We start from the raw sequence: 19,886 nt of genomic DNA on the forward strand, positions 1-19,886 counted from the left end.
ACTTTTTGTTTATTTTGCAAGAATCTCCATAATCTCATTGCTTCTGGTGATAAAGCTTGTCATGGCCTCTGCCTCAAGGGGTTTGTGGCTTAATAATGCAAGGTCATAGAGCTGTGAACAGAATAACGGTACATACTGGCTGTCTTCATGTTCAAAAATATACTGAACAAGCTTGTTATTGGCGTTAAGTACCAGTGTTTCACTGCTTCCAAACATGCCAGGGTCCATGCCATACATGTTGTACATCTTCATCATATCCTGCATTCTGCGGCTTTCCTCTGATAAGGTTATCATGGAGGATACTTTTTCATTCTTAAGCTTTAAGACCTTAACTTCCAGCTTTTCTTTATCCAGCGTCTTTCTGAATAATTCCGTAAGCTTGTCATTTTCTTCTTTCAGTGCTTCTTCACTGTGGCCTTCTTCTTTAAAGCTGTCAGTGATATCAGCATCAATACGCTGGAATTTGTAACTCTGCTCTGACTGCTCTAATTGAGTAATAAAGGGCTGGTCAATACTATGGGTGAGGATAAGGGCATCTATTCCCTCCTGCTTAAACATATTGATGTACTGGCTCTGCTGCTGCTCATTGGTAACATAATAGACAGTTTCTTTTTTCTCTTCCTTATTCTCGGCAGTTTCATCGGAAGAAGTATTCTCTTCTGCCTTTGTTTCTTCTGCAGTTTCTGCTGCAGCTTCTGCTGTTTCTCCCTTTGCAACCTTCACATATTCAGGCAGGGTAACGTACTTGCCTTCCAGATTTTTAAAGATAATAAAATCCTTCATCTTCTCTCTGAATTTTTCATCTTTCAGGCAGCCAAACTTAATAAACGGACTGATATCATCCCAGAACTTCTCATAATTCTCCCGTTCCACTTTATACATACCGGATAATTTATCGGCAACTTTCTTGGAGATGTACTCGGATATCTTCTTTACAAATCCGTCATTTTGAAGAGCACTTCTGGATACATTAAGGGGCAGATCAGGGCAGTCGATAGCACCCTTTAAAAGCATTAAGAATTCCGGAATTACTTCCTTGATATTATCTGCTATAAATACCTGATTGCTGTAAAGCTTAATGGTACCTTCCAAGGTATCATATTCTGTATTTAATTTCGGGAAGTACAGGATACCCTTTAAGTTAAAAGGATAATCCATATTCAAATGAATCCAGAATAAGGGCTCCTTGTAATCATGGAATACCGTACGATAAAATTCCTTGTATTCTTCTTCCTTTACATCATTCGGATGCTTTGTCCATAAAGGAATGGTATTATTGATGGGCTTTGGTGCCTCCGGCTTCTTTTCTTCCTTTTTATCTTCCTCATCTTCCGTTACATTGCCGTCCTCATCTACTTTAGCATCAATAACATCCTCGGATTCCTCTTCCTCGGTGTCTTCTTCCACATCTTCAATAGGCTCTTCTTTTGCATTGGCATTCTTGAAATATATTTCAACAGGCATAAAGGAACAGTATTTTTCAATTACTTCCTTTGCACGGTACTCATTGGAAAATTCATAGCTGTCTTCATTCAGGTAAAGAGTAATTTCTGTACCCCTCTCTGTCCTGTCCCCAGGTTCCATTGAGAACTCTGTACCGCCTTCTGATTCCCAATGTACGCTTTCCACACCTTCCTGCCAGGATAAGGTATCAATTGTCACCTTATCAGCCACCATAAAGGCACTATAAAAACCAAGACCGAAATGTCCGATAATCTGTTCTTCATTAGCCTTGTCCTTATATTTGTTCAAGAAATCTGTTGCACCGGAGAAAGCTATCTGATTGATATACTCTTTTACTTCATCAGCCGTCATACCGATACCGTTATCAATAAATTTGAGTGTCTTCTCTTCCGGATTTACGATTACATCTATCTTATATTTATTATCTTCCGGAAGGGTGATTTCTCCCATTAATTCAAGTTTCTTTAATTTTGTAATCGCATCGCTGCCATTGGATATTAACTCACGAAAGAAAATATCATGGTCGGAATACAGCCATTTTTTAATGATTGGAAATATATTTTCCGAATTAATTGACAGACTACCATGTTCATTCATCATAATAAATCGCTCCTTTTTTCTTAATATCTCATATAAGCATAATATTAATACGCTTGTATCTGTTTGTCAAGAAAAAATTAGCACTCAACTGTAGTGAGTGCTAACAAATGAATTTCATTTACTTTTCCTTCGAATTCTCAAATATTTAATCATAGTCTTCCGCCGCAATATTTTCTTTCTTTAAGAACTTCCTTATACTGTCATCCCAATAATGCTCCAAAGCTTTATCCAGTGTAAAGGTGCTTACAGAGGTGCCTGTTGTTATTAAGAGGTTTTCTTTTTCATAGCGGATATTTAGAAACAGTCCGTTAATATCTTCTTTATTAAAAGATGCGCCAGATTGCATTAATAACTTCTCTGTATTCTCTGCCGATAATACCATAACAATTTTGATAAACGCCGGAAGTTTATTCCCTTTTATCAATGAAAATATATAGGGCTTGATCTCTGACCAACGGGCATATTTACCTAATTTAAGTTCTTCTTTTTCCTCTTCCGTATAAAAATTCTGATTTAATTTTCCTTCTACGGAAAAATGCGCAAAGGTTGTAATCTCTGCCTCTGATAAAAGAAAATTATCAAAGACTTTCTGAATCAAAAGACTGCCCATAAAGCTTTTAACATCCAGTATTTTTAATGATAACAAGTATATTTCCTCCCAACATACAGATACTAACGTCAAAACATATTAAAACCACAGCATACTGTAAACCTGCTATTTTGCCAGATGAAGGTTTTCATTTCAGTAAGGAGGGATATTTATATGTATTTTGATCATTCTAAAAGAAGCTATTACCGTTTTCCGAGCAAAAACAGCGTAACAGATTTTGAGTCTCAAAACTCCATGTATTTTCCAGATAAACATTCAGAGCTTTTTAATCAATATTCTGACCTCTATCTGGATTCTTCCGGTAACCGTGAAGAAGATATACGGGATAGGTATTCCTGATTTTATCTGAATTTTCCATAGGTATTATAATCATACAAAGGAAGGGCTGTTGCAAAACTGCCCTTCTCTTATACCTTTTTACTCTTATAGACCCTGATGGACCTTGCCGGAAGCAGAAATGACTTCGCTTTCGTATCTTTTTCCTTCTCGTCTTCCATATAACCATCATCTACGGTAGACAAGAATAGACTCCATTCTTCACCGGAAAGAGCATCCGGCAAATGAAATTCATGATTCTCCCAATGAAAGTTAAAGGCAATGTAGAAGCTTTCATCAAAGCTTGTCCGGTCCTTACTTACATAGGCCCCGCAAAGCATTACCCCAAGCTGCCTGCTGTAATGGTCATATTCCGTATACCAGGGATTGGTTCCGTGAAAAGAGATGTCCGGCATACCGCAGTAGATATAATCCATGTGGCGAAAGGGTTCTTTTCTGCAAAAAACCGGATGTTCTTTTCTTATCTGTATAAGAGACTTCACCCAATTAAAGGTTTCTTCTTCCTTTAAAAGATTATCCCAGTTAAGCCAGGATATTTTATTGTCCTGGCAGTAGGGATTATTATTTCCCTCCTGGCTGTTTAAGAACTCATCCCCGGAAAGAATCAATGGCGTTCCCTGACTAAGCAGTAATATGGTAAAGGCATTCCGTACCTGTCTTTTCCTTAATTCCAGAACGGCCTTTTTTCCTGTTCTGCCTTCTCTTCCGCAGTTCCAGCTATAGTTATAACCTTGTCCGTCCCTGCCATTTTCCCCATTTACTTCATTATGTTTCTTATCATAGGAAACCAAATCCCACAAAGTGAAGCCGTCATGGTTGGTAATGTATTTAATACTGCCCCAATCCGCACAAAGAAGGGTAAATTGCTTTGCAAATTCCCCCGCCTGCTCCTCATCCCCCCGAAGAAACCGTTTACAGGTATTGCTGTAGTTATCGTTACATTCACCGTAATTTTGAAAAACCTTATTCTTCTCCGGTGCTGTTTTATAGTCCCAGCCTTCCGAGAGAATTTTGGTGCCGCCCAGTACCGGATCAGAGGCAAGAACCGATACGGGCACATTTTCATTGGATAATTTAAAGCCGTCAATATGATAGTCTTTTACCCAGTAACGCAGGCACTCCAGGGCAAGCATGGTATTCGTACCGGCTGTAAAATTTATCTCCATGATAACTTCAATACCATTTTGGTGCAGCGCCTTCACCATATCCTTCAATTCCTTATCCGGTCTTTCCTTTATGGCGGCGTAGGATGTCTTTGGGGCAAAATAGGCATTAGTGCGGGAATACCCCCAATAATTAATTCGATCGGTAATCCCCTCTTCCTTCATCGACTCTTCAAAATCATAAGCGGGCATTAACAGCAAACAATTAATTCCGAGTTCCTTCAGGTAAGGGATCTTTTCTGTTATACCAAGGAAAGTTCCCGGATACTGCACTTTCGAGGAGACATCTTTTGTAAAGCCTCTTACATGAAGCTTATAGAGTATGGTTTCATTGTAAGGCCTCCTAAGAGGTCTGTCCTCTTCCCAATCATAGACCTCACCGCCAATTCCTCCAAGAAGCTTGCCTTCCTTTCTCCTTCCGAACTCTTCCCTTCCATAGACCAGAGCGGCACAGGGATCAAGGAATTCTCCCTGCCTTGTTTCATAAAGATACCCCAGATTTTTTAACAGGTCTTCCTGTTCTTCAAAGTACTTTTTTAGCTGCTTGTACTTAATAAAAACCGAAAATATATTTCCGGTTTTTACATCCTCGGTCAGACGGAGTGAAATAAGCTGTCTTACAGAAGTTCTATTGTACAAATTCAGTCTGCATTCCTTTTCAGCAGATAAAAAAAGGGAAAAAGTAATTCCCTCTTTTGACAGCGTAATTCCCAGCTGTTCTGCTGATCCTTTCGTAACTGTTCCTTCTTTATTGCTCTTCATCCATACCTTCCTTGTCTAAAAGCCACGTCAGCCTTCTATTTCTGTCTTACAGCCATATGCAACTGCATGCACCCATTTTGTCGTTCTATACAGTATATCCTTAAGGCATCAAACCAATACTCTTATCCCACAGTGCATTTCCATTTATTTGGTATTAATTATAACATTTTATCCGGTATGAATCAAGCTAATCCCAATTGTATACACTTTCGGTTTTATATCTGATAGTTGACTGCCTGTGACTGAAAGAGCTTATAATACATACCCTCTTCTTTCTCCATTAATTTCTTATGGCTGTCAAAGTCCGTTATGAGACCACCGTCCAATACCAGTATCTTATCACAGAACACACTGCTGGACATCCGGTGCGAAATATAGATAGCTGTCTTATCTCCAACCAGCTGGTTAAAATGCTCGTAGATTTCCGCCTCTGCAAGAGGATCCAGTGCGCTGGTGGGCTCATCCAGTATAATAAGGGATGCTTCCTTATATAAGGCTCTGGCAATTGCTACCTTCTGGCTCTGTCCGCCGGACATCTCGATACCGCCCGGATCATATTGCTTTCCAAAGAGAGTGTCCATTCCCTTCGGAAGTTCTTCCATCTTTTCTTTTAACCCTACCTGACCTAACAGGCTTGCAACTCTTTCCCGGTTAATTTCATTCTCCTCCTCTTCTTCCCCGCCTCTGATATTTTCAAGAACAGAGAAGGCAAAGAGCTTGTAATCCTGGAAGACTGCTGCCAGGCATTTCATATAGCTGGTAAATTCATATTCATAGATATCTCTTCCGTTGATATAGATGGTACCGGAGGCAGGCTTATAGAGTCTGCATAAAAGCTTTACAATGGTGGACTTTCCGGCTCCGTTTAAACCCACAACAGAGATTTTTTCTCCCTTCTTTATCTCAAAGGAGATACCTTTAAGTACTAACTGCTCTGACTTTGGATAATGGAAGGTCACATTCTCAAAGCACAGGCTTTCCACTTCGCCTTCAAAGGGGATGGAACCTTCTTTTTTGGCTTCATCCGGCAGAGACATAAATTCCATAAAGGGCTGGAGATAGCCAAGCATCTGAATAACTGTCATGATATTTTTGCCCAAATCCGTGGCGGAGGTTGTAAAATTGATGGCTGCCGTTACATACATGGTAAAGGAACCGATTCCTATTCTTCCTCCCATTTTGTCGGATATTACACGGATGCCGACATATCCGTAGGCAATTGCTGCCTGAAGGTCATTGATAATACCCACAAATCCCTGAAATACTCCCTGCTTTCTTATAAAGCCCTTGAACCAGTCATAAATTTGACGGTTATAGTATAGCACTCTGTCTGTTAACATCTGATTCATGTTGTATAGCCTTATGTCTTTCTGATATTTCGCATCAAAACCAAGACTAACGTAATATCCGTATCTTCTGTTAATAGGAATTAACTCCTTATAAATCTCAAGCTGGTACTTGGAGAAAAACTTTTGTGCTACAACGGAAATGGATATGGTCAATACTAAGAGCAATACAAAAATTGGACTTAAGGTAAACATAACCACCAGTAAGCTTAGAATGGTTACTGTATTATTGAGAACTTTTGCCACACTGCCAATCAGATTCTCAAGTGCACTCATCGTCCGGCAGGCAAATACCGCTCTTTCCTTTAAATCAAGATAATAAGGGTCTTCTAAGCAGGCAAATTCCACCTTCATGATTTTATCAGCCATAGCCTGGTTTAGCTTTTCCTTCATATAGATGTTACGCACATCCATAATCCGCTTCATGGTTTTATTTAAGAACAGAAAGGCCACATTGGAAAGGACAATATATAGGCCAAACCGAATCAGATTATCCCTGTTTCTGCCTCCTACCAGCTCATCAACCAGATATTTAGGCAGAATAACATTTACCAGTACCTGCCCGGTTTCCATCATTGACTGAAATATCAGCAGAAAAAAGTAGGCAGGAGATATGTGAAAACTTAAGCTTATGAACTTCTTAAGAGTCTTCATATTATTCACTGACAGCCACCTCCTCATTGTAATATTTGCCTTGTACCATAAACATATTATAATAGGCACCCTTTGCTTCCATCAATTCCTCATGGCTTCCATATTCCTTTAGCCCGTCACCGTCAAAGAAGGCTATACGGTCACAGAACTTGGTGCTGGCAAGCCTGTGGGAAATATAAACTGCCGTTTTTCCCGACACCAGATCGCTGAAACTTTCGTAAATTTCTGCTTCTGCCAGAGCATCCAGGGCAGCTGTCGGCTCATCCATGATAACCATTCTGGCATCCTTATAAAGAGCCCTTGCTATAGCCAGCTTCTGGCTTTCTCCGCCGGAAAATTCCACACCGTCTTCTTCAATTACCTTAAGCATGGTCTGGTTAGTGCCCTTTGGAAGGGATTTTAACTTCCCTTTCAGCCCTGCCTTTTCAAGAGCTTTTACCACCTTTTCTTCATCAATGGCAATGGAAGAACAGGCAACATTTTCTTTCAGGGTATATGCTAAAACATTAATTTCCTGAAATACCGCCGAGAACATGGCATAGAGTTCCTTCTTGTTAAATTCTGAAATAGGTATGCCGTTAATCCGTATCTCTCCTTCGGTCACGGCAAACAATCCTGTCATAAGCTTTACCAGAGTACTTTTTCCTGCCCCGTTGATTCCGACAATTGCCAGCTTTTCTCCTTTATGGATGGTAAAATTCAGATTCTTAAAGATATATTTATCCGTACCGGGATAACAAAAGCTTACATTGTCAAATACGATTTCAAGGGTTTCATCTTTTTTAAGCTTCTTCGCATTCTCTGTTTTTTCCTTGTACTCCTTATCTCCCATATCTGCATCAATAAAATTAAAATAATCGTATACATACTGGCCTTCATTTAAGATAAAACTGAACTGATCCGCCAGTGTACCAAGCATTACGGTCAGGGTAGTAACTGCCATAATATACATAGAAAAATCCGCAATGGACATTCCATTTACTGTCTTATAGACCAGGATTGCATAGGTAAGGGCATTGCTGATAAAAAAGGACAGGACTTCAACAAACCCAAGAAAATATTCTCTGTTCTTGATACTTTTTTGTACCTTTACATATCCCTTTATTTCCTTATCATAATTTTTATTTATTCTGTCATAAAAACGGTAAAGCCTGATATCCTTTCCAAATCCAAAATCATGGGTGGTATTGTAATAGTATTTCATTCTCCTCTCGGCATGGGCAACATTTTGTTTTCTCTTATAATTATACTTAGAGGCACTTCTCTTGACCCAGATTCCGACTGTGACATTAAGAAGAAGACCAAGAAGAATCCAAATATTTAATTTTCCGATAAAGAGTATCAATCCAAGTGCAGTAAAAGCAATGGGTCCCGCATCAAATAATTTCGTGTAAACACCCTCCACACCGTTGTCATCCGAATTGGTGGAATCTAAGGCTCTGCTGTTGTCTTCCAGGAAATTAGCATCCTCCATATACTTATAGTCAATGCTTACCAGTTTATCAAAGGTTTTTCCCAGATAGGAAAGTCTAAGATAAGTTATTCTCGGATAAGCCAGAGACCTTATAAAGGTGCGTGTGAAGCCAAATAGTATCATAAGAGCTAAAAAGATCAGTACAATCCCAAGAATACCGCTTACCTCTCCTCCGGCCTTTGTAATCTCGTTTAACAGGTACTTTGGCAGTAAAACTGCCAGAAACGGGTAGATTCCTCCGGTAACAGTAAATATAACAAAAAATAGATAGATTTTCTTATCTGCAGCTGTAACATAGTCTAACATCTTCTTTAATGTCCGCCCAACAGGATATTTTAATTCTTTTTCCATCGCAATCTTTCCCCCTACTCCTGATTTCCTTCCGCCAATGTTCCAAGAAGTTTAATGACCTCTCCCAGTTCCTTCATTTTCGAGGCATTGATTTCATAGAAAATCTTTTTCGACCTTGTGGTATCCACTGTTATGCTAATCAGCCTTTCCTGCAGAAGAATATTCATATGATGGGATACGGTAGCAGGTGTCAGGCTTAAATCATCTGCGATTTCCTGAATATACATCTTCTTTCCGGAAAGCATATGGATAATCTTAAGCCTTGTAGCATCACCCAAAGCCTTTAATGCGCTTACTATCCTGGCATCGTTCCCTGAAAAATCATTTGTCATTGCCTCCGGTAAAAACATATAGATACCGGTATCTGCCATAATATCTCTATTATCTTCATCAAACCAATCAATAGAAAGCTGGTTATAAGCGACAATACAAGGCTGCACCGTCATACCGTCTACGTCCCCTAACTTAAGAACCTCCAGTTTATCCAGACAGTCTTCCATATTCTTTTTATCCTTAAGGGTAACAACTGCGCTGTCAAAGTCCTCCTGTATAATATGGTAATATTCCTTTAATACCTCGACACCCTTCTTTACAAATTCCTGTATTCTTGGTAAAACTGTGTGGCGTTCGGTAAATAGCATAATTAAGCGAAGCTTCGTACTATCATCTTCCTCTACCCCTCTTAAAAAGGTTATTATATCCGTCAGATCTTTAAACTTTTCTTCTTTTTGCCCGGTATCATTGATTGATTTCGCCCAGTTTTCAAACATATCCAGCATTATGCTGTCAATTTCATCTGATGCATGCTCTTTTGAAAGCTCTCTCCTGCTGGCAAGAGACACCAGTATGTGACGTGCTCTGCTGTCATCTTCAATGGAGCTATTAACAAAATAAGGCTTAATATCCGGATAGTCCTCAAGCAGCGGTAAGATTTTTTTGAGTACATTTTCCTTGTATTCCTTGATATTTTCCAAAAATTTTTCGATTTCCTTCTGGCTCATCAGGAACTTTCTTGCTTTGACGGAGTCTTCTTCTCTTTTCCCATCCTTCTCCAATATACATGTTACAAGTTCATATTCCCAATTTGGTTCTGTATAAACTTTATATGCACCGATTTCCATAATCCGCCTCCTACATGTTTTTATTAATTTAGCACAAATCTAATATGTTTGTCAATATTATTTGATAATTATCTTATATAATATTTAACCAATATCTAATATAAATGTTTTTCAGCAAATAAATATTACCTTTTGATACTATATATCATTTAAATTTATCATCAATTTGTATTATTTCAAATATTGCTCTAAAATCTTTAAATACTTTTTATTTTATATTAGACATATATCTATTATTATACTTTCGCGTATGCGGAGCGTTTTATGATTTACAGGAAATCAAAAAATCCCTGTAAATTATAAAAGCTGCTGTATACGGTCAATTCCCATATACAGCAGCTTTGCAGAAATATATTTTATTAAGGTTATTTCCTTATATCTGAATATCCCTCTTTTTAAAGACCCAAAGCGATATACCCAGAAAAAGAAATGCGGTTAAAGCCGACATACCTGCCACCGTCTGCCAGGTAAACAGGAACGAACCCGTTCTCATTACGATTCGCCCGGTTATAATATCTTCTATATTAGAGTAATGCAAAAAGATGAAAGGTGAAATCTTACGGTAAGTAGTCGACAGATTATATACAATGTTACCTCCCAGTATAGCACAGATTAACACAGTCATGGTGACTACGCTGGATTTGGATATGGTGGATATCAGCAGGACAAAGGTCACAATAACGATTAAGAATAGCAATTGTAAGGCAAGTGCTTCCAGTAAATACTGCCAGAGGAATATATAATGTCCGCTGCCGGAGACCTCTGTGATATATTTCTGTCCATTCTGATAGGCATATTCGTATTTGAGTCCGACCAGATATGGCCGGTTAAAGTTTCCAAAACCTTTTATCACACCTACTCCAAGGAAGAACAGCAGCTGTGTTACCATAATCAGTGCGGTGGAGCTTAACACCATAACAATGTATTTGCTAAGCAGCACTTTGATTCTGGAAACCGGCTGTACTAAAAGGAATTTTAAGGTTCCGGGATTATATTCATTGGATACATTGTCTCCGTTAAACAAGGTTAGCCCGATTGCCAGAAAACTTGCGGCAATCATTATGACATTTAGGACATAATAGTTGATGCCTGTATTATAATTCTCGGCATCAAGAGGCACATTATTGGCAAGATGCAGTTTAAGTCGCTCCAACTCCCTGGTCTGGTCCTTCCTGGCATCTGTGTCACTGATGGAATCCACCGTCTTTTGCTGCTCCTTAATCCTTGCTTCCAGTTCCCCTTTCCAGTCCATCTTAGTGCTGTTTTCAAGGGAAGCTTTTGCGCTCTCAAGCTGCTCTTTTAAGCTTTCTATATAGATTCCGGCCTGCTCTTCATTTACCTTCTTATCTTCCTCTGAAAGGCTGGCATCGTTCTGGATACTCTTAAGATATGTTTCCTGATTTGCAAGCTCATTCGTAAGATTCTCCACCTGTGCCTTTGGGCTGCTGTATTTGAGATAATTTCTTTCAGATGATTCACTCACAATTACAAGCATAACGCAAAGCAGAATAAATAATCCCCAGATAATATAAGTCTTTTTTTTGGCAAACAATTTAATAAACTCATTTTTTAACAATCCTAAAAGCATTACCGGATACCCCCTTTGATTAATTCCATATAGCGCTCTTCCAGTTCCTTTAAGTGTCTTGAGAAGGTCTCCGCTTCAATTCCGGCATTTATGATATCTCTTAATACTTCACTGGCTTTCCTGTCTTTTAGTTCCAGGGTATACCCGTTATCTGCTTCATGGATATTTCCTATTCCTTCAATACTGATTAACCGCTTATAGGTTTCTTCGGATTTGGCAGTCTCCAATACATAAATGTAAGTCTCGTGAACGGCAGTCATACTTTCAATGGATGTAATAACACCATTTTCGATAAAGGCAACCGTATCGCAAAGCTGCTGAATCTCTCCGAGAATATGAGAGGATACGAACACTGCCATCCCATACTCTCTGGCAAGTCTCTTTAGAATATTCCTAAGTTCAATGATTCCGTTAGGATCAAGACCGTTGGTAGGCTCGTCCAAAATAAGAAGTTTAGGATCCGGCAGCAGGGCTGCTGCAAGCCCCAGCCTCTGCTTCATGCCCAGAGAGTATTTCTTCATCTTATCATGAATACGTCCTGTAAGACCGACAAGCTCTACAGCTTCTTCAATTTTCTTCTTGGGTATCCCTCTGATACGTGCAATCTGGGCAAGATTTTCATATCCCGATAAATAACTGTAAAGCTCCGGTGATTCTACCACTGCTCCCACATATTCTAAGGCTCTTTCTCTTTTCTCTTTGATGTTATACCCCATAATACTGATATTTCCGGCATCCATCTTGATTAAATCCACCATCATCTTTATGGTGGTTGTTTTACCGGAACCATTCGGCCCCAGAAATCCGAATATCTCCCCTTCTTTTACCGAAAAGGATATTCCTTTAATAATAGGACGTTTTCCAATATTTTTATATAGGTTTTCTACTTTTAATACTGTTTCCAAAACTACCTCTTTCCTGAAACTTTTAAAGTATCAAAGACAATGCGTTTAACAATATTTACCTTATAATTCTATCCATAAACAGGAATTTATTCAAGCAAAAGAATCTTACAATTTTTTTAAGGTAAAGTGTACCAATCCATTTCCATTCATTTTTTCCGTATCCACTGCAGAATTCTGCAAGAAAATGCTTGCAAATTGGAGAATATACGATAAAATAGAAATGTATGTGATTTCATAATGTTCGAAATAACAGCTGAAGGAAAATACGATGCAAAGAAAGGCTGCCACATGCCCCTTCCTTCAACTTAGATTTGTGGTGGTACCATAAGATATATGGTATCTATTGATGTATTTACGAATTAACGGATATCCAATCAAAGATTGGATATTCACGAAAGGAGTTAGGTTGAAAAAACAAAATTGCTGTTTTTTCAACTACGTATTCAGGAATATCAAATCAAAGATCTGATATTCACGAAAGGAGTTAAAATGATACAGGCTAGTAATATTACCTTAAGACTTGGCAAAAGAGCCTTATTTGAAGATGTAAATATTAAATTCACAGAAGGAAACTGCTACGGTTTAATCGGTGCTAACGGTGCCGGTAAATCTACTTTTCTTAAAATTCTCTCCGGTCAGTTGGAGCCTACCAAGGGTGATGTCATCATTACACCCGGACAGAGACTTTCCTTCTTACAGCAGGACCACTTTAAATATGACCAGTATGATGTTCTAAACACCGTTATTATGGGAAACCAAAGACTTTATGACATCATGAAGGAAAAGGATGCCATCTATGCCAAAGAAGATTTCTCCGAGGAAGACGGAATCAGAGCCAGTGAGTTAGAGGGTGAATTCGCTACCCTAAACGGCTGGGAAGCAGAATCCGATGCCGCTACCCTCCTTAACGGACTTGGTATTGAGACCGACCTGCACTATAAGATGATGAGCGAATTAAACGGTAACCAGAAGGTAAAGGTGCTCCTCGCACAGGCTTTATTCGGAAATCCGGATATCCTTCTTCTCGATGAGCCTACCAACCACCTTGATATGGAAGCTATAAGATGGCTGGAGGAATTCCTGATTAATTTTGAAAACACTGTCATCGTGGTATCCCATGACCGTTACTTCTTAAATAAGGTCTGCACCCATACGGCAGATATCGATTATGCCAAGATTCAGCTTTATGCCGGTAACTATGACTTCTGGTATGAGTCCAGCCAGTTAATGGTAAAGCAGATGAAGGAAGCCAATAAAAAGAAGGAAGAAAAGATTAAGGAATTGCAGGATTTTATCCAGCGTTTCAGCGCCAATGCTTCTAAATCCAAGCAGGCTACCTCCCGTAAAAAGGCACTGGAAAAAATCGAGCTGGATGACATCCGTCCCTCCAGCAGAAAATATCCTTATATTGATTTCAGGCCGAACCGTGAAATCGGCAATGAAGTATTGACCGTAACCAATCTGTCAAAGACCATAGATGGTGTTAAGATCCTTGATAATATATCCTTTACCATTAACCATGATGACAAGGCAGCCTTTGTAGGCCCCAACACCCAGGCAACTACCACACTGTTCCGTATTCTTTCCGGTGAAATAGAACCCGACGAAGGAAGCTATAAGTGGGGAATTACTACCAGCCAATCTTATTTCCCGAAGGATAACACAAAGCATTTTGCCTCCGAGGATACCATTGTTGACTGGCTTATGCCCTACTCTCCGGAAAAGGAGGTTACCTATGTCAGAGGATTCTTAGGAAGAATGCTCTTTGCCGGCGAAGAAGGTATAAAGAAGGTAAATGTTCTCTCCGGTGGTGAAAGAGTAAGAGTTATGCTCTCCAAGATGATGATTCTTGGTTCCAACGTACTTATTATGGATGAGCCTACCAACCACCTTGATATGGAGTCCATTACAGCACTTAATAACGGCCTTATGAAATTCAATGGTGTAATTCTCTTTACTTCCCAGGATCACCAGTTTGTACAGACTGTTGCTAACCGTATTATGGAGCTTACTCCCAACGGACTGATTGATAAGGTTACAAGCTATGACGAATATCTGGATAACGACGAATTCGCAAGAAAGAGACAGATTATGCAGATTGACCGCGAGGATGACAATAATTAAGAAAATCCTTTTGATAAATCAAACAACCCATACACTTATTGGAATGAAATGAGGGCGCTTAAGAGTTTTTCTCTTAAGCGCCCTCATTTTCTTACTGAATTTATCTTATGTAGATCAAACCAAGAAGAGTGCTACAACAATGGTCGCTGCAAAGCCGCACAGAACAGGAATTAAATTCTTTCTTGCCAGGTCCTTTGCATCAACGCCGCAGATTGCAGCTACGGGAATTACACCCCAGGGGATAATGGTTCCGCCGCCTACCCATACAGTAATAATCTGTCCCAGTTCAGCTAAAGGAGCAACATTGATGGAACCGGATGCAGCAAAGGTCTGTGCAATGGAACCTGCCAGAGGAAGTCCGGAAAAGCCCGAGCCGTCCAGTCCGGTAATAACGCCAACGGCTGTTTCCGTAAGAACAATGGAGAATTTGGACAATGGTATATGAGCGGAGATAAAAAGTCCGATATCATTTAAAAGTCCGGTAGCATCGGGTCCTAATACCTTTTGCGCAAAACTTTCGCTTCCGATAAAGAAGAAGGCTGCTATGACTACAACCGGTGCAAATATTTTCATAGAAAACTTAAATCCTTCTTTGATATGGTCTGTAACAGCTTCCAGTGCCTCTCCGATACCCTTGTCCAAAATTGTGATGACACAGTTAAGGATGATGGCAGTTCCGGCTACCAGCGCCGTAGCGTCTCCGCCGTTGATTTTAAAGATTATCATTACAACAATATCTCCGATAAAACAGGCCGGCATAAGGACTGCAACAAATCTGGCAAGCTTTGGCTTTTCTATTTCCCTTGCCGCAAATTCTTTCTTCTCATCTGCCGTGGCAGCCTTATTGAGCTTTAAGTCACGAAGCATCATAAAGAAAGCAACTCCTGCTGTCACAACGGACATGGTAATCCATAGAGGTATACTTGCTCTAATCGCTTCATTTACACTGATTCCAGCTGCTTTGGCGGTAATGGAAGGTGCCCCCTGGATTACAAAGTCGGAGGAAAGTCCAATACCATGACCGAAGATGTTCATTGCCACCGCTGCCCATATAACGGGAAGTCCAACCTCACCTGCAACGGGAAGTAAAAGTGCTCCGATTAAGGCTACTGCCGGTGAAGGCCAGATTAACCAGGATACAATCAGCATGGTAAAACCGATAATCCAGAATGCTGTTTTGTTGTTCTTGATAATCTTTCTTACCGGATGCATCATCACTTCGTCAGCCCCCAGGTGTGTCATAGCCTTGGACATGGATACGACCAGAGCAATAACAATAATAATACTTAGGAGTTCAATAAAGGAATTGACAAGTGCGTTGTTTAGGACCTGGATGGATTTAATGATGCTTCCGGAATAGATAAAGCCAATAATCAAAGTTCCGGCGATACAGGGAATAACAATCTCCTTTTTAAAAAGGAGTACCACCAGAATGAGGATGGTAATGATGATATACGCAATGTGCAAGGATGTTAAAGTCATAGGATTCCCTCTCTTTCTATTTGGGCAGTTTCGCAAGTAAGCTTGCGATATACATAGGGGTTAGGATGCAAAAATATTAAGCAGTCCTTCCTTTTCAACATTTTCTCTGATCTCATTAATATCCGTCCTATACAAGTCAAGCTTTTTCATATGGTCAAAGAAAACCGAGCCTGAAAATGTATATTTCTTTCCAAGTCCCTCCTCGGTCTGCATCTCTTCCCCAACATAAGCTATCGCTTCTCCGATTGCTGTTTTTCTGGATAAAATCAATAAAGGCTTCTCTTTTAAGAATCTGGTACTGTTGTACCCTGCCAGGACTCCGGTAACGATGGCTTCTGTATGTCCCACCAAAAGTCCTGCTTTCTCTCCTGCACAAAAAAGATTTTTCATACCGTCAACCTTAAGGTCATTTGTTCTGGGTGACATATTGAAATATCTCATGGAATTGCCCTTTCCTCCGGAATAAGGATCTTCATAACGGGCATTTTCAAAACCGGGTATTCTGCGCAGCTTCTCCAGAGGGTAAAAAGGTGTCATAAGCTTGGCGTGGCCTGTATCAAGCAGGATAATATTTTCTGCAAATTCTTTTAATGCATATTGCTGACAGGCTTTCACGCTTAAATGGTTTTCAATGAACTCTTCCGGTAACGGTATTACTGCAACTCCTTTCTGGTTTAGAGTATCTACAATTTCAGGTGCAAGTGATTCCTTATACAGCTTGCAGGAACCGCTCATGGCTCCCTTGGTGCCATTTGCCTTCTGTCCGGTTATTTCATGGACTCCGCAAAGTCCTGCAAGACTTACCCTTCCGCCAAAACTCGGGCATCTTAAAACACACATTGCACACCCATTACCGTATTTACTGCAATTATGCATGGGGCCTGCCGTACCGGTAGTATCAATAAAGGCATCCCCTTCGTAAACAGTTCCCTTTGAGGTCTCAACACTTTTAATAACCCCATCTTCTGCCTGTGCTTTTATGACTCTCTCCTGAAGCTTTACTAAAACCCCGATTTCTTTCAGGTAATTGGCAACAGCCGTGGGCGTCTTGGCAATATCATAAAGGCTTGCATGTTCATGCCCCGGAAAGCTGATATTGGTATGACGGCAGGTTTTATCAATAATGCGGAAAATTTCTCCTCCGCCCATGGCTATCATTTCTTCCGTTGCGGTAAATCTTCCGTTGTTTCTCATGATACCGCCTACGAGTCCGGTTCCCAAAAGAGAATCCGTTCTCTCTAACAAAACAACTTCTGCTCCCTGTATTCTTGCCGCATATGCTGCGGAACATCCGGCCCAGCCGCCGCCAGTGATTATTATCTTCATCTGTTCTTCCTGCCTTTCTTTTCTGCTTGATGGTTATCTTTTTTCATGTCTTTCTCATTGTGGTGATTTTTTTATTGTCTGCATCCTAATAAAAATTTTACAAAATTATATTATTTTCTCTTTCGTAGTATTTTCTATCCTTTGCATTTTTAACATGTACTTAAAATAAAAAAGCAAAGACAGCAATGTATTTCAATTGCTTCTTTGCTTTGAAAAGAATTTGTAATTCTATTTATTTTAAAGAGTATACATAAACTAACCCGTCTTTACAACTACCAAGTTGTATATTTTTCAGGCCCTATAGTGGACATTTTGTACACAATCCCCCTTTTTTCCCGTCAATCCGGCAGGAATGTCCTTACTCTGCCGCTATCAGCTTATGGGTAAATTCCTTCATTCTTACAAGAGCCCTGCCGATATTTTCCTCAGAAGCAGCAAAGGAGATCCGTATAAATTCACTGCAATTCTTTCCAAGTCCGACTGCCGGTATTACCGCTACCTGTTCTTCCTCCAAAAGCTTTCCTGCGTATCCCATTCCTGTAAGCCCGGTTTTGCTTACATCAACCATAAGGTAAAAAGCTCCCTTAGGTACGATATAGGATAAACCTTTTATAGAATCAAGCCCTTTTATCAGAAGGTCTCTGCGTTTTGCAAAGCTTTCCTTCATAAATGCAACTTCTGCTTTTGTCCTGCCCGTATCCATTCCCCTGGCAGCGCCAATCTGGATAAATGTCGGCGAACAGGTAGTGGAGTATTGATGGATTTTTAAGATAGCACCTGCTTTTCTTTCCTCTGCGGTAAGATAGCCAAGGCGCCAGCCCGTCATAGCATAGGTCTTGGAAAAGCCGTTAATGACAACGGAGCGCTCCTTCATCCCGGGAAAGGAAGCAATGGAATAAAATTCGGTACCCTCATAAAGAAGGCTGCTGTACATTTCATCGGATACAATCAGAAAGTTATGCCTGTCCGCCAATTCAGAAAGTTCTTCTAACACTCTTTTCCCATACACGGCTCCCGTTGGGTTGTTGGGATTATTGATAACTAACAGCCTGGTCTTGTCACTGATATGCCGCCGTACTTCTTCTGCATCAATCTGAAAGCCACTTTCCTTCTTTAAATCAATAATTACCGGAACTCCCCCGCTTATCTTCACCATGTTTTCATAGTTCACAAAGGCAGGTGAAAATAAAATAACCTCATCCCCTTCATCAATTAAAGCCAACAACGTGTTGTTAATGGCCTCCGCCCCGCTGCTGGTTACCAAGATTTCCGTACGGAAATCATAGAGAACACCTGTCTCCTGCTTTATCTTTTCTGCCAGCTTCTCCCTTAGGGGCTCATAGCCTCTGTTGGAGCTGTAATGGGTAAAGTTATCTCTTATAGCCTCTATGGTTGCTGCCTTTATATCCTCCGGCGTATGAAAGTCCGGTTCTCCGGCACTTAAGGCGATAATTTCCTTTCCTTCCTTTCTTAGCTCATCCACCCGGTTAAGTACTGTCCTGATAAGAGAAGGCTCCACCTTCTTAACCCGCATGGAATCACTGTTACTATCATAATCTGTTCTCAAATCCATCCCTCCTTACTCATAGATATCGTTGGAACAACGCCCGGTTTCTTCATATTCCTTCAGATTTTCAAAGGTTGTAAGAATCATATTTTCAATGGCGGTGTCCGTATAAAAGCTCATATGGGCAGTATAGATAACATTCTCCCTGCCAAGAAGCTCACGTAATGTCTCATCTTCAAAGGTATCCTTCTCTGCCTTCCTTCGGATATAGGGTGTTTCCCTGTCATAGACGTCAAAGGCCGCTCCTCCAATCTTACCATTCGTAAGACCGGCAAGGACTGCCTCGTAATCCATCAGTCCGCCCCTCGCCGTATTGACTAGAAGCACTCCGTCCTTCATTGTACCTATGGTATCCCTGTTAATAAGCTTTTCACTCTTCTCTGTCAATGGGCAATGCAGGATTATGATATCACTTGAGGCCAGTACCTCCTGCAGATCCGTATAGGCTGCACTGTCCTTCACCTCTTCGTTCTGATACAGGTCATGGGCAATGATGCGGCAGCCAAAGCCTTTCAGGACTTGTATGGTTCCGGCTCCGATTCTGCCCGTGCCGATAACTCCTACGGTCATATTGCGCAATTCCCTTCCCCTTAAACCATTCAGAGTAAAATCATACCTCTCTATCATAAAGAGTTCTCTTTTCATATGGCGTAAAAGCATAAGCACCAGACAAATGGTATGCTCTGCAATGGCATTTGGCGAATATTTCGGTACATTAGCTCCTCGAATGCCAGCCCTTTCCATGGCTTTCCCGTCCATGTGGTCCGTACCTGCTGCCCTGGAAGCAAGATAGCAGACTCCCGCGCTTTTAAGCTCTTCCGCTTTTTTAGGCGTCACCTTGCAGCTTGTGGTAATCCACAGGGCGTCAAAACCCCTAAAGACATCCGCTCCCGCTGTATTAAAGTCAAAGTCCGCAAAGACCAGTTCAAAGCCAAACCGTCTGTTGCATTCATAAATATAGTCCATTTCCTCTTCATTTGCCTGAAACACAAGAACCTTCATCCTGCTTTTCT

14 protein-coding genes are annotated in these 19,886 nt (G+C 40.4%); 2 read left to right on the forward strand and 12 right to left on the reverse strand.

All coding sequences use genetic code 11. The features are described from left to right. Nucleotides 1-9: 9 nt before the first annotated feature. Both htpG and BUF11_RS06685 read right to left on the reverse strand, forming a co-directional pair. The gene (htpG, locus tag BUF11_RS06680) at nt 10-2,064 is read right to left on the reverse strand and encodes a molecular chaperone HtpG (protein ID WP_073588074.1); all 2,055 of its coding nucleotides are present in this window, start codon (nt 2,062-2,064) and stop codon (nt 10-12) included. A 145-nt stretch (nt 2,065-2,209) separates the two neighbouring features. Then, a complete protein-coding gene (locus BUF11_RS06685) occupies nt 2,210-2,710 on the reverse strand; it encodes a DUF5721 family protein (RefSeq protein WP_073588075.1) in 501 nt (166 codons plus the stop codon). 117 nt (nt 2,711-2,827) lie between these two features. Between BUF11_RS06685 and BUF11_RS06690 the strand changes: the two genes are divergently transcribed. Continuing rightward, nucleotides 2,828-3,013 carry a hypothetical protein gene (locus tag BUF11_RS06690; protein ID WP_073588076.1) on the forward strand — a complete coding sequence of 62 codons (186 nt, stop codon included), beginning with the start codon at nt 2,828-2,830 and terminating at the stop codon, nt 3,011-3,013. A gap of 68 nt (nt 3,014-3,081) precedes the next feature. On the opposite strand, the gene BUF11_RS06695 is transcribed toward BUF11_RS06690, so the two are convergent. The 6 genes from BUF11_RS06695 to BUF11_RS06720 all read right to left on the reverse strand — a co-directional run bounded on the left by BUF11_RS06695 (nt 3,082) and on the right by BUF11_RS06720 (nt 12,374). Then, nucleotides 3,082-4,935 (reverse strand): alpha-amylase family glycosyl hydrolase, encoded by a 1,854-nt coding sequence (locus BUF11_RS06695; protein ID WP_073588077.1) that lies wholly within the window; start codon nt 4,933-4,935, stop codon nt 3,082-3,084. Nucleotides 4,936-5,150: 215 nt separating this feature from the next. After that, entirely contained in the window at nt 5,151-6,935 is a 1,785-nt protein-coding gene (locus BUF11_RS06700; RefSeq protein WP_242952346.1) for an ABC transporter ATP-binding protein, read from the reverse strand. Nucleotide 6,936: 1 nt separating this feature from the next. Beyond that, nucleotides 6,937-8,760: an ABC transporter ATP-binding protein gene (locus BUF11_RS06705; RefSeq protein WP_084558523.1), complete on the reverse strand. Its 1,824-nt coding sequence runs from the start codon at nt 8,758-8,760 to the stop codon at nt 6,937-6,939. Between the two features lie 14 nt (nt 8,761-8,774). Then, nucleotides 8,775-9,881 (reverse strand): ArsR/SmtB family transcription factor, encoded by a 1,107-nt coding sequence (locus tag BUF11_RS06710; RefSeq protein WP_073588078.1) that lies wholly within the window; start codon nt 9,879-9,881, stop codon nt 8,775-8,777. A 373-nt stretch (nt 9,882-10,254) separates the two neighbouring features. Next, the gene (locus BUF11_RS06715) at nt 10,255-11,469 is read right to left on the reverse strand and encodes an ABC transporter permease subunit (RefSeq protein ID WP_073588079.1); all 1,215 of its coding nucleotides are present in this window, start codon (nt 11,467-11,469) and stop codon (nt 10,255-10,257) included. Further along, complete coding sequence (locus BUF11_RS06720) at nt 11,469-12,374, reverse strand: ABC transporter ATP-binding protein (RefSeq protein WP_073588080.1); 906 nt, start codon at nt 12,372-12,374, stop codon at nt 11,469-11,471. The genes BUF11_RS06715 and BUF11_RS06720 overlap by 1 nt, the downstream gene beginning before the upstream one ends. A 489-nt stretch (nt 12,375-12,863) precedes the next feature. Between BUF11_RS06720 and BUF11_RS06730 the strand changes: the two genes are divergently transcribed. Beyond that, nucleotides 12,864-14,498 (forward strand): ABC-F family ATP-binding cassette domain-containing protein, encoded by a 1,635-nt coding sequence (locus BUF11_RS06730; RefSeq protein WP_073588082.1) that lies wholly within the window; start codon nt 12,864-12,866, stop codon nt 14,496-14,498. A gap of 114 nt (nt 14,499-14,612) precedes the next feature. Here the strand turns inward: BUF11_RS06730 and BUF11_RS06735 are convergent, their stop codons facing one another. The 4 genes from BUF11_RS06735 to BUF11_RS06750 form a co-directional block, all read right to left on the reverse strand. Continuing rightward, nucleotides 14,613-15,980, reverse strand: a complete 1,368-nt coding sequence (locus BUF11_RS06735) for a hypothetical protein (RefSeq protein ID WP_073588083.1) — start codon at nt 15,978-15,980, stop codon at nt 14,613-14,615. Between the two features lie 60 nt (nt 15,981-16,040). After that, the gene (locus BUF11_RS06740; RefSeq protein WP_073588084.1) at nt 16,041-17,306 is read right to left on the reverse strand and encodes an FAD-dependent oxidoreductase; all 1,266 of its coding nucleotides are present in this window, start codon (nt 17,304-17,306) and stop codon (nt 16,041-16,043) included. A gap of 358 nt (nt 17,307-17,664) precedes the next feature. After that, the gene (locus BUF11_RS06745; protein WP_242952338.1) at nt 17,665-18,873 is read right to left on the reverse strand and encodes a pyridoxal phosphate-dependent aminotransferase; all 1,209 of its coding nucleotides are present in this window, start codon (nt 18,871-18,873) and stop codon (nt 17,665-17,667) included. Nucleotides 18,874-18,885: 12 nt separating this feature from the next. Beyond that, complete coding sequence (locus BUF11_RS06750) at nt 18,886-19,875, reverse strand: NAD(P)-dependent oxidoreductase (protein ID WP_073588086.1); 990 nt, start codon at nt 19,873-19,875, stop codon at nt 18,886-18,888. Between the last annotated feature and the right edge of the window lie 11 nt (nt 19,876-19,886).

The sequence above is a fragment of the Anaerocolumna xylanovorans DSM 12503 genome (assembly GCF_900143645.1).
GTDB classification, from domain to species: Bacteria; Bacillota; Clostridia; order Lachnospirales; family Lachnospiraceae; genus Anaerocolumna; species Anaerocolumna xylanovorans.

Excerpts from the sequence above, each read along its gene's own strand:
- BUF11_RS06705 (WP_084558523.1), bottom strand. The coding sequence starts at position 8,760 with ATGGAAAAAGAATTAAAATATCCTGTTGGGCGGACATTAAAGAAGATG.
- BUF11_RS06735 (WP_073588083.1), bottom strand. The coding sequence starts at position 15,980 with ATGACTTTAACATCCTTGCACATTGCGTATATCATCATTACCATCCTC.
- BUF11_RS06695 (WP_073588077.1), bottom strand. The coding sequence starts at position 4,935 with ATGAAGAGCAATAAAGAAGGAACAGTTACGAAAGGATCAGCAGAACAG.
- BUF11_RS06730 (WP_073588082.1), top strand. The coding sequence starts at position 12,864 with ATGATACAGGCTAGTAATATTACCTTAAGACTTGGCAAAAGAGCCTTA.
- BUF11_RS06690 (WP_073588076.1), top strand. The coding sequence starts at position 2,828 with ATGTATTTTGATCATTCTAAAAGAAGCTATTACCGTTTTCCGAGCAAA.
- htpG (WP_073588074.1), bottom strand. The coding sequence starts at position 2,064 with ATGATGAATGAACATGGTAGTCTGTCAATTAATTCGGAAAATATATTT.
- BUF11_RS06715 (WP_073588079.1), bottom strand. The coding sequence starts at position 11,469 with ATGCTTTTAGGATTGTTAAAAAATGAGTTTATTAAATTGTTTGCCAAA.
- BUF11_RS06750 (WP_073588086.1), bottom strand. The coding sequence starts at position 19,875 with ATGAAGGTTCTTGTGTTTCAGGCAAATGAAGAGGAAATGGACTATATT.
- BUF11_RS06740 (WP_073588084.1), bottom strand. The coding sequence starts at position 17,306 with ATGAAGATAATAATCACTGGCGGCGGCTGGGCCGGATGTTCCGCAGCA.
- BUF11_RS06710 (WP_073588078.1), bottom strand. The coding sequence starts at position 9,881 with ATGGAAATCGGTGCATATAAAGTTTATACAGAACCAAATTGGGAATAT.
- BUF11_RS06700 (WP_242952346.1), bottom strand. The coding sequence starts at position 6,935 with ATGAAGACTCTTAAGAAGTTCATAAGCTTAAGTTTTCACATATCTCCT.